Here is an 822-nt window from a genome sequence, read left to right on the forward strand (position 1 = left end):
SCTCCAGATGTATCGCGGATGCCGGCCAGCGGCCGGCACTACCGACACCATTCAAAGGACTGACATGATCCACCAGACCGAACTGCGTGACCTGCTGCCCGGCATGGTCCCCTTCCCCGCCGATGTCTTCCCTGCCGACCAGGCGTGGCTCACGCAGCACCTGCTGCCGCTGCTGAAGATCGACCTTGGCGTGCTGCGCCCGGAACTGGCCGGCCAGGTGCCCACGATGTTGTGCCCGATCGAGCCGTATGACGGCTGCATCGGCGAAAGCACCGAAGAACACCACAACGATTTCACCGGCACCAACTGGATCGCCTTCGAACTGACCGCCGGCAACGAGATGCGCTTCCTCGGCAACGAGGGCTATTTCATCGGTGATGGGGTGGAAGACAAGGATGCACAGGAACACATCACGCAGATGCGCGAGAGCTACGCCAAGGCGCGCGACTACCACGCCGCCCATGGCCGCCTCGCCTGCTACTCGCGCTACGGCAAGGGTGAAGCCAGCGAGCGCGATTACCTGGATACGCTGGGCGGACAGATTTCCTGCGGCAACTGGATAGAGACGGCTGACATCCCGAACGCCTTCACCCTGGAATTCACCGACGCCGCCAACGACCGGCATGCACCGGACGATGCGGAGCTGGCAATCATCCGCCGCGATGGCAACGCGTTCTTCGCGGTGGCCGAGGTGGCCGGCTACAACTGGTGCGCCACCGGCGCCGATGCGATCGTGATGCTGTACGAACCGGAAAGCCGCACGGTGCTGTTCTCGTACGACTGGTCGTAAGACCCCGTGGTAGTGCCGGCCGCDGGCCGGCA

At 64.1% G+C, this 822-nt stretch carries 1 protein-coding gene; it reads left to right on the forward strand.

Translation table 11 applies throughout. The features are described from left to right. Nucleotides 1-64: 64 nt before the first annotated feature. On the forward strand, nt 65-790 hold the full coding sequence (locus tag D7T59_RS21095; protein ID WP_180852360.1) for an enolase: 726 nt from the start codon (nt 65-67) through the stop codon (nt 788-790). Nucleotides 791-822: the final 32 nt, after the last annotated feature.

Origin of the sequence: Stenotrophomonas maltophilia (assembly GCF_013464915.1) — a bacterium.
Classification (GTDB): Bacteria; Pseudomonadota; Gammaproteobacteria; order Xanthomonadales; family Xanthomonadaceae; genus Stenotrophomonas; species Stenotrophomonas maltophilia_AT.